The 10,575-nt window shown below is 56.4% G+C and carries 2 protein-coding genes and 4 pseudogenes; all 6 read right to left on the bottom strand.

Going from position 1 to position 10,575, the window contains the following annotated elements; genetic code table 11:
- The coding region (locus CPT76_RS28255; RefSeq protein WP_483870079.1) for a GAP1-N2 domain-containing protein at positions 1–1,012 on the bottom strand (1,012 nt) is incomplete at its 3' end.
- Positions 1,012–2,079 (bottom strand): annotated as a pseudogene (locus CPT76_RS28250) (hypothetical protein). The pseudogene CPT76_RS28250 and the gene CPT76_RS28255, both read right to left, overlap by 1 nt.
- A 1,224-nt stretch (positions 2,080–3,303) precedes the next feature.
- Positions 3,304–3,938 (bottom strand): annotated as a pseudogene (locus tag CPT76_RS28245) (beta-mannanase).
- 19 nt (positions 3,939–3,957) lie between these two features.
- Positions 3,958–5,238 (bottom strand): vWA domain-containing protein, encoded by a 1,281-nt coding sequence (locus tag CPT76_RS28240; RefSeq protein WP_105445237.1) that lies wholly within the window; start codon positions 5,236–5,238, stop codon positions 3,958–3,960.
- Positions 5,239–7,042: 1,804 nt separating this feature from the next.
- Positions 7,043–9,960: pseudogene (locus CPT76_RS28235) on the bottom strand (tubulin-like doman-containing protein); the annotation flags it as partial.
- Positions 9,961–10,002: 42 nt separating this feature from the next.
- Positions 10,003–10,575: pseudogene (locus CPT76_RS28230) on the bottom strand (VWA domain-containing protein); the annotation flags it as partial.

Raw genomic sequence — 10,575 nt, 5'->3', positions numbered from 1 at the left:
GCTCTTCCCGGCCCTGATCGATCTGGTACAGCGCGCAAAGCTCATGGTAGCCCGCAATCGAAATCCGCCGGATCGGCTCCATGCCCTCCATCATTTGGTCGGCAAAAGCATAAAATTCCTCTGCCCGCTCCGGATTCCGCAGATTCGCCCAGGCAAAATCCAGATACGGCTGCTTGGACCAGTCCAAGTCCACGTTAATGACGCGGCCCGCCGCCAGCTCAAACAAATAATCCTTCTCCACGCTGCGGTCACCGAGGCGCAGGCCCCCTTTTTCCACGAAGGTCAGGTGGATGCCTTTTTTGCTCTGCGGCTCTTTGGCATACGTCAGAAAACCAAGCTCACTGCGCAGCGCGTAAGGCAGGCTGCCATACAGCACATGCAGCAGTTCGCGCGCCTTGACGGACAACTGCTCCACCGGAACGTCCAAGACGATGTATACCTTCTTTTTGCCCGATACCGACGACATGGCTGCAAACAGCAGCTGTTTGAACACCTTCTCGTCAATATGCAGCTCCTCCAGGAGCGCCATGACCTCGGCCGCCGCCATATTCTGCCCGTCTTTCGCCACTGGTAAATCCCCCAGTTCGGGGAGGTCCGGGCCCAGCTCAATGTCATAATGATCGGTAAACTGGGCGTTCAGGAGCCTGCGGTAATCTGTGCCCGTCTGCTCCATCCAGCCCGGTGGGAGTACATAGTTATGGGTAAAAAAGGCGCTGCGCAGCCCGGTAAAATCCGCCGGTTGGTACACGCTGCGCCCCAGAACCGTTTCCCCGGTCTCGGCCCGAAACAGATGCAGGGCGTCCGGATAAGCGGCTGCTTCCTTCTCGCTCCGAGCGGTCAACTCCGCCGGGGCGTCGTATTGGCAGAACGGATGCAGCACCTTTTTAATAAAACCATGTTCCAGCCCCAGCGATCTGGCTATCGTATCAAACCCTTCGGTAGAGCGGAAAATCCCGCGCCGTTCGCGGGTATACATTTGCTGCTGAACCTTTTTGGGAGTGAAATCCGGCACTAGTCTTCTCTCCCCTCAATGTATTTCAGCTTGTACAGCAGCCAGATAAAGGGCTCATCCACCCGGATCGGGCTGACCACGCTCTGCAGCTTCTGCCCCACCGGATTGCTGCCCAGCGCAGACACTGCGAAATAAGCCGTATTGGAAAAATACACGTCCATCGTCCCCTTAAACGGCCGGTCGACCTTTTCGATGAAGCGGCGGATTTCTCCGTCGATATTTTCGAACTCGGTCAGATTCAAATATTTGCGGTGCACCATGTTGTTGAAAATGTTGCTGTTTGGCTTCACGTACTCGCCGTCCTCGTCCTTCAGCGAGTGGAGCATGTCGCTCTTCGTCAGCACCACCGCTGTCGGTATGTCGGTTTTGCCCTTGTCCTCGTAGGCGATAAAGTCGCCGAACAGGGTCAGCACCACGTCCCGCGGCTCATCGTACTGCGACACCCATTCCCCCGGCTGGTCGCCTAAATTCAGGCGGATCTTCTCGCGGATCGAACGGATCTGCAGCGGATCGATCATGAACAAGATGCCGGCGGAGTTTTTGATGTGCTGCCCGTGCAGGCCGAGATAATCCTCGTCGACCATGCCCTCGCCAGCCACATCGAAGAACACCAGCGTGAGCGGCGGTTTCGTCTCGTCCTTGAACACGAATTGGAAAATAACGGCTCCTGCATCTTCTCCTTCTGCGTGGAAGCGAGCAGGTCCCCGCGTTCAAACAAGTTCGTTATGGCACTTCGGGCACAGCCGTCTGCGCGTGACCACCCCGTAGCGGTCGTTCAGCCCGATCAGTACGTGATCGGAGTAGATCTGATGCTCCTCGGGAATATCCCGCGGATAGAGGATCGCCTCCATGTCGTACACCGAATCCAGGCCGAAGCGTTCCCGGTAGCGGTTCAGCTCCTCATCCTCGCGGAGCGCGTAATCCTCGTCGTCTTCCCGATGGTGGGCAGCGCGGAACACGACCTCCTCCGGCGAAAATTTGCTGAAGCAGTACGGACATACGATATCGTAAAACAATGGCCGGGGCTCCGGCTCCGGCTTCCTCTTGAACCTGTCAAAAATGCCCATGATGCTGTCGTTCCCCCTTTCCCGTACTTCTATGTTCAATAGCTGGCTCAAAGAGCCGCTAGTAATCTCATTGTGAGCTGGCTCGAAGAGCCACTGATGCCTTTTCATGAGCTGGCTCGAAGAGGCGCTGATGACCTTTCGTGAGCTGACTCGAAGAGGCGCTGATGCCTTATCGTGAGCTGACTCGAAGAGGCGCTGATATCTCACGTTTTGCGGAAGCAAAACATCGAGAATATCTTCCTCGAGCCGTGGCAGAGAAGCTAAAGCCCGCTCCGATGCCGGATCATTCTTCCGATCGCTGTTGCCTCCAAATTTCCTGATTTGATTAACCCTATTAAAGGTTGAAATTCCGAGGCAAAGGCGACCGCTGCCGCTTCTTCAGAATGATTCCGTCCTCTCCGCTGGGTCTTCTCCGGCAGCATTTTTAACCCTGGGCTTCGCAATGCTTATGCCCAATGGAGTACGCTCACTCTTAAGCTCTAAGCTGTTATTCTCTAGGCACTTCTCTCTATTCACTTCACTCAAAGCACTGCTCCCTTAATGTATACGTCCTGCTAATCTATTCGTTCTGGTCATCTTCTCGTTCTTCTAATCTATTTGTTCTACTAATTTATTTGTTCCGCAGGCCCAACCTTTAACTCTACCTCGAACCTTCAAACTCCATTCTGCAACTTTACAGGTCAATTCCGCAAGCTTTCGCACTTTTAGTCCTGTAATTCGTCCCTCAAAGCTAGCAATCCGCCCTTGAATATAATTCCGTTCAATCTAACCCTTAATTTCACTAGTTTAATAGTTCATATGTTTAATCTCTATATTTTATCGCACATTCCTGCCTAAAGGCAGCCGATACGGCCTGCCCGGGATCTCTGAATCGCCTCATACCAGCCATCTTCAGCTAACCAACTTCCGCCTGTTCCTCTGAGTTTGCTCATAGCTTCCTTCAGCCAAGCGAACATAGAGCACTCTGAGTCCGCCCACAAACGCTCCCTGCCATGTCAATATAGGGCATCCTAAGTCTACCCTCAAATTGCTCCCTGCCATGTCTATATGGAACATCCTGAGTCTACCCTCAAATTGCCCCCTGCCAAGCGGAATATATGGACCGGAGAGTTTACGTGCTTCCTTTGAAATCGTGTTATTCCCTTCCTATCTCATCAAAATAACACGATTTCAACAGAAGCCGAAGGGGCATATATGGAGCGACCCAACAGAAGCCGGAGGTGCTTATATGGAGTGTAACTCGAAGAGCTGCCCGTACTTCTTCCCGTCCGTAAAAAACAGGCGCACGTAGTCGTTTTTGCCCACCTCGATGGCGGGCAGCACGTTTTTCCCCGCCGCGAAATCCATGACGAACGGATACACCGTTCCGTCTTCCTTGTGGGCGGGGTAGCTTCCCTGCTTCTTGACATAGCAGAGCGCTTCCTTTGGGATCGGGACCTCGGTCGTCACCCGGATTTCCACGGTCTTGAACTTCTGCAGCCATCCGCCCTTCTCGCGGATGGAGACGGTCACGCGGGCTTTGCCTGTGCTGAAGACGGCACGATTGGCCCCGTCAGGCTGGCGGAACAGGACGGCATCGCCTTGTTCCGTTACCGAAGCATAGACGGTGTAGATGACGCGTCCGACGCCCTCAATCCGGTCGTGATAACCGTTGTTCGCTTTATATTCGTTTCGGGTATACAGCCTCAGCTTGTCGGAAGGCGAATCGGACGGAGCCGAAGCTCCGCCCTCTCCCGCGTCCTCCGCAAGAATGTCAAAAGCTCTGCCGATGTACACGGCCTGAAGCAGCGATCCTCGTCCAGCTGGTGGGACAAGCCGCGGATGACCGGGTCGCCCGGCTGTGCATCGATAAACCGCATAAGTCATGCGCCTCCCTGCTTAGAATCCTCTGCTCGTGTTGTCTTTCTGGCGCCGATCGAAGCCGGACTGCGTCCGTCCGGCCTGGCCCGGGCGCTGAAGACCGGCCGCCAGCTTGCCGTTCTCCTTCACCGGAATGACGCCGGTGAACAAGGCGAGCACGCCGGCCAGAATCAGGCACGACAGCAGGCGGACCATCTCGTCGCCTACGGTGTGGCCCGACAGGCCGAATTCGAGCACGGCTCCGGCGATAAGGCCGGACACCACGCCGCCAATACCAAAGCTGCGGGCCAGATACCGGTTGTCGAAGATCAGGCCGAGGGACAAGCCGATCGCCCCGCCGATGATGGCGATGAAAGCGATGTGCAGCATCCGGTAATAGACGCTGTCCTGCGTCGGGCCGGTCCGCTCGGTCAGAAGCGTCCGGTCGCCTACGTCTTCATAGATTTGTTGGAAGACCGGCGACAGGTCGCCTGCATTGGACACGTCGTAATACTGCCCGCCCGTCTCCCGGGCAATATCCTGCAGCAGCTGCGCCCCATCCGCCTGAACCAGGCTGAGCCCGATCGTGTTGACGGCGATTTGGCGCTGCTTGTACGCCGCGAGGGCGCTGTTCAGGTCGACATCGCTGATGCCGTCCGACAGCAGGATAACCATCGTGTTCCGGCTGGCGTCATTCGTTTCCTCGATATGCTTCATCGTATCCGCCAGCGCCAGGCTGATGTTCGTTCCCCCGTCGGTTGCTTCAAGCCCGTCGATTTCGGAGATGACCTTATGTTTGGCATCCTTATTTTTGACCTTCATAAACGGCTGCAGCAGGGTCGTCTGGTCGTTAAAGACCATCACCGCCACCCGGTTGTCACTGTCCATCCGGTTGATCAGGTTTTTGGCTGCCGTGTAGCGGTCATTGTCCGGGTCAGTCTCCCCCATGCTTCCGGAGTTGTCGATGACCAGAGCAATGTCCTTGACCGGCTTCGCATGGCCGGGATTGATTTCATAGACGAACTCCAAAACCAATCCCAGCACGAAGACCAGCACCAGTGTGGCTGGCACGAGCAGTTTCCATGAAGTCCCCATATACCGCTGTCTCCAGGACGGCCCATTCAGGCGTGGTGACATCATCTCCGCGATCAGGCACCCGGTGCCGATGCAGAGAGCCAGTATTCCCAAATATAATCCAATGGCCACGATTCGCGGAAGATCGCTGCCCCACACGTGCAGCACGACCTCTCCGATGACGTAGCCGGCCGCGCCGCCAATCAGGCTGAGGAGCAGCAGAAGCAGATTGATTTTACGCTGCATGATACCATGCTTCCTTTCTTAAGTGGCGCCCGGGCCCTTACCGCAGCTCCGGCAGCTGCCCGGGGTCCACACCGTGAAATTCGTAGCCGTTCTGGACGTACGTCTCATAATAGGCTTTGCCGTTGCGGTAATACATTAAGTCCTCCAGATGGAATCCGCCCATCAGGTTCAGCTTCTCGACGCCGCTGCTGCGCTTCTCGTGAACGACCCCGAGCTTGTAGATGCGCGAGGTCTCGTCTGCCCCTAGGGCATACCGGACGAATTCGCTGCTGGCATCGCCAAAGAAATACTTTTCCTCATAGCGGTGCTCCTGCGTATAGTCAAACAGCCGCACGTTAATGACCGCATGCTCCTCAAGGGTTCGGTACAGCATCTTGAACAGGTCTTCCTTCGACAGCACCTGCTTGTTGCTGTAATCGATCGTTACGTTGGCCCGGCGCAGCAATTCATCCTCAAAGGTCTGATCAAAAGGCTCTGCCGTCAGCAAATCACGTTCTACGACAGCAATGAGCCTCTCCAGCAGTCTGTCGGTACCTGCAACTGACAATGCGGACAGGTTCCCGACATAACGGTCCTCGAAAAAGATAAACGGCCCCCTCTTCGCCTCAAGGTCGCGCATGATGTCTTCGGTCACGAGTCCGTAATACTCCATAATGTTCTGCCCGATATAATCGTCGGCAGCCCGAATGCTCTGCTGCGCGGAGGCATGCAGCTCGCCCTCCAGCTGCTCGAGTCGCTGCGCCTGCCGTTTGTAATGGCCGTGCAGACGCTCCAGCTCCGCCTCGTAGCGGCGGTACAGCTTCAGCTCGGTCTCCAGGAGCAGCAATTCCAGCTTGCGCTGATAGATGGTCTCCAGAAAATAGCGGATAAAGCTCCGCACATTATGCTTGTCCATCAGCGGCCGTTTTGGAAAAGGCAGGTTCCCCACCTGCTCGCCGTAATACCGGTCGAGCTCGGCCCGGTCAGCCTCCAGCTGGCCGGCCATATCGCGGATCCGGGCTCGCAGCGCCTCCAGCACACCGCCTGCCCCGTCTTTCTCGCCGGTCCACGCCGCAATGTGGAACACGCTGATCTCCGGATGCTCCGCCATCTGCTGCCGGATGACGGAATCCAGCTCCTCCGCCCCGTCCAGGCGGCCCAGCGCTTCGCTTGCCTCCTGCTCGTAGTTGGCTTGAAAATACCTCCGGCATCCATCACCGAACAGCGCCTCCTCCGCTTCGCGTACGGACATTCCTTTCAGCGAAGCGAAGCCGACCGGCCGGGTCATCATGCCGTTCATTTCCTCGATCCGGCTGCCGTCCGGCACCACATGGTCCGCTCGCGACGAAACCGCCGCCGGATCCAGCCCGAAGAATGCCAGGCGTTCCTTGATGCCGAGCTCCCTTCCGGCCTTCATCCGCAGCAGCAGCTGGCTGTAGAAATGGTACAGCACCGTCAGGGCAATCGGCTGGTTCGGCCGCTTGACCCTGGAGAAACCGGCGGAGACATAGCCCTGCCGGCCGGACTCGGTCATGATGTTGTTTTTGAAGGAGGTATTGTTATAGCTTCCCGCCTGACCGTCGACCTGATGTTCCTTCTGCTTGCGGTTCTTCAGCAGGCCGAGGTGGCAGATGATCTCATAGTTGTCCTGCATGCCGCCAGGATCGGCGATGCCGCGCTCGTTTTTGTCCGACAGCACATACACCAGATCGAACAGCGGCGAAGCCGGATGCGTCACCGGAATGGACAATCCGTCCTCCGTTACGTGCAGCGGTGCGGAGAACATGTACTCGGGGCGCTGCATCATGTCGAGCTCCCGCGCTGTATATTTGGCCAATTCGGCCCGTACCAGGGTGATGAGCTCCGGCGAACGGATCAGGTTCTCCTTGGCAAGATCCTCATTGATCGAGCCGAAGATATCCTTCGATCCTTCCCGCTCCAATCCCTCGCTCAAGTAACGCTTCAGCTCGGTCAGCGCCCGCTTCACTTCGCCAAGGTTCGGCTTGGCGGCATTCAGCTGCATGTCGTACGCGCGCAGCGCAGACTCCACGTCAAACGGCTTCGTAAACACCACAGCGTAGCGGTTGCTGGTGTTCTGGTCGGCATCCTTCAGCTGAACCACCTTCAACTGCAGCGCTTGGTCGAATTCGGTGCGGACACGGGCGTTGTAGCTCTGCACCCGCGGGTTTACGTAGGTCTCGCCCCACGATTTTTCCGGAATCGGCGATGGCAGGTACGTCCAGTTCACGCGGTCGGTCTGCACCAGGTGGCGGCCGATGCCTTCTTTGTCCAGAATCGTGCGTTCGTAGCTTTCCTCGTACACCTTAAGCGGCGTATACACGAACAGCGGCACGCCATTTTTCGTGTTCAGCCAGAAGATCCGGTTCTTCACTTCGCTCTCTTTGACGGTAAAATGCGATTTGCCCACCGAGTTGTTCTGGTAATTGCGGATCCCCTTCAGGATGCTCGGCGCCTGCACCGGCACGGAGACAAAGCCCCAGACGGGAAGTACAGATTGCCCGCGCTGTTGCTCAAGTGGAAGACCGGCACAGCCTCTTCGTCCAGCTTGCTGGCGATGTTCCGCTCCACAAACTTCTCGATCGACTCCTCCTGGCCGAACTTCATGATCAGGAAGTCTTCCATCGAGCGGGTAATGAGGTCGCCGAACTTGTCGGTCAGAAACTCCGAAATGGAGCTGACCACGTCGATCTCCTGCTCGCGAATCCAGCGGTTGGAATGGTCCAGCAGCTCCTGCGCAAAGTCGCGGATCAGATCGTCAACATCCTTCTGCTCCATCATGCGGTTAATGACCTTCGAGATGTCGGGCACGCTGACCAGATTCCAGTAGTAGGTTTTGTTGCCCTTGTGATCCTGCTGCTCTTCCCCATTCAGGAGAATGTCTCCGTTTTTGGCGAAAATGGAGTTCAGCGCGTTCAAAATTTCGGTATATACGTTATAAATGCGGTTGTTTTCCTTGTTCAGCAGATCGTACAGATCCTCGTAGAACTCGATCATCTGCTCGGTACGCTCTACATCCGCCATCAGCCAGTATTCGTTGATCTTGGCCTCGATGTAGACGTTTTTCTTCTTCTCTTTGGATACGAAGGCGCTCTTTGCATCGCCCAGACGCTCATCCGCCTGCTCCCGGGCCACCTCGATGTCCCGCGGAATGCGGGTCAGGTTCTCGCGCAGCGTCTCAATATAGGAGAGCAGCATTTTGAGCAGGCTGAATCCCTTCTCCGTGTAGATCAGGCGGGACACGTAGAACGGCCCTTGCTGCGGGTGCAGGAACATGCGGCGGATCTGGTCGCTGAACTGCGCCACGATTTCCCCTGGCAGCTGCTTCTTCGCCTTGATATACTCCTCACGGGCCCGCGCCAGGAAATTTTGCTCCAGCTCGGTGTCCATGTTGATGACCTGATTTTTAACAACGTTCGTGTAGCTCAAGCGCTCGCTGTTCTGGTAGCCGGGCAGCGGCTCCGGCACGCGCGATTCAAACGTCTTCACCATCGTGTCGAGATCGACGCCGAGCTTGCGGGCGAACTTCTCCACGTCTTCCTGATTCGGCGCTTTTTCGAACATCGTCTCCATTTTGCCGAACAGGCGGTACGCCAGAAACGTCGTCATTTCCTCAATCGGAAGCACGGCCGACGAGGCGCCGATAATATTGTAATCGTAGTTGGCCGGATACGCCTTGTTCATTTGGGCGATGTTCGTGCGGATGTTGCTGATATAGTCGTGAATGGCGAATTCTTCGCCCGATTGCTTTTCCTCGCTCGCCATGAAGTTCGTAATGTTCTCGGCAGTCACGTTCATGCAGTAATCGTAAGCATTTTCCAGCAGCTTGCCTTCCGTGTTGGTCGCCGAAATCAGATGGCACAGGTTAAACGGCGGCAGCGGCGAGTTGACGGTCAGAATGTTGCCGTACTGCTGTTTGAACCGTTCCCCGCGCGCGTCCACGTTCATCCAGTAGTCGAGCTCTTTGAGGGCTGCATAACCGTTCTTCTTGATGTACTCACGCGTATGTTCGCTAAGGCTCTTGTTCGCCAGGTTGATATCCGGCGTGAACAGATAACCGAGCGTGTTGACCCGGTCGATCCCGGCGGAGCCATGGTCGCGCTCGATAATGCCGCGGACGATATAGGCGATGTCCAGGAAGCAGCCGCTTCCGGTACCGCCGGAGAGGCCGGTCAGCAGGAACACCATCAGCTTCTTGTTGGTGCCTACGGACAGCGTCTTGATCTTCTTGTCGATGGCCTGCACGACCTGGTTGATCTTCGTGAAGAGCAGCAGGCGTCCCGCCTGGCGGACGCCCGCCGCGCCGTTCATGCCGTCGGTGATGCTGAGCTCGGGCGACAGCCAGTCCGTAATGTACGGCTCCAAAATGCTGCGGTTCTGCAGCAGTCCGCCGATCTCGGCGTTCGACAGCAGCACGAATTCGTTGATCGGATCCAGGCCCACGCCTTTGTAGCGCTTGTTCCGGTCCTGCTCGTTCGTTTCAAAAGCCAGGAACTCGACGTTGTCCGGCTTGTCCATTTTCTTCTTGGAGAGCGGATCCTCTGGCAGCTTAAAGCGCCGGTTGATCTGGTATTTCAGGCGCAGCAGCGCATCGATGCCGGTGCCTCCGAGGCCGATGATCAGAATCGGGTTGTCAATCGTGTCCACCCGGATTTTTTCGCTGACGATACCGCCTCCCAGCGACACGTCCAGCTGCTGTATATGTTCTCTAACGACCGGTTTCATAGATTCCCCTCCTGGAAAAGGTGCACGGATATGAATAACCCGTTACACCAAATATTCAAATTGTATCGTTTTGTCAATCTGCTGCAGAGACACGCTCAGGCGGTCTCCGCTCTTCAGCTCCACGCCGGCGGAAGCATCCAGCACGCGGCCGGACCGCTCAATCGTGCAAGGCGAGGCATTTTTCAGCACAAGGCGGTCGTTCTTACCCGGCGTAAACATGATTTTGTCGGTTTCCTTCAGTTCCGGCGCCAACTGCAGCAGCTGGTGCAGGTTGAACTTGCCCCGGAATGAGGTCAGCTTCTTATATTGCGGGTACGTCTTCTCCCCGGTATTCTCGTCGCGGATCTCGATGACCATCTGTCCGACAAAGCCCCGATTCGCCTTCTTCACGGCATTTAAAATGAAATACGCCGCGGCCGCGATGATCAGAAGGGCAATAACCCCGATCACGACGAGCATCGTAGGGAACGGTTTATCCTTGGACGCTCCTGAAGCTGCCGTCCCGGCCCCCGTGCCCGCAGACGCCGGCTTGGCGCTGACGGTAACTGGCTGGGTTTCGCGGTAGAAGCTTTGGTCTTCCGCACGCACCTTCAGTTCGTACTGGTGCTTGTCGGT

This window comes from Paenibacillus sp. AR247 (assembly GCF_002968895.1).
Lineage (GTDB): Bacteria > Bacillota > Bacilli > Paenibacillales > Paenibacillaceae > Paenibacillus_AQ > Paenibacillus_AQ favisporus.
The sequence above is the reverse complement of the archived record's forward strand: the minus strand, read 5'-3'. Positions and strand labels throughout refer to the sequence as shown.

What these genes read in the sequence shown, in the direction of transcription:
- CPT76_RS28240 (WP_105445237.1), bottom strand. Translation starts at nt 5,238, where the DNA reads ATGCAGCGTAAAATCAATCTGCTTCTGCTGCTCCTCAGCCTGATTGGC.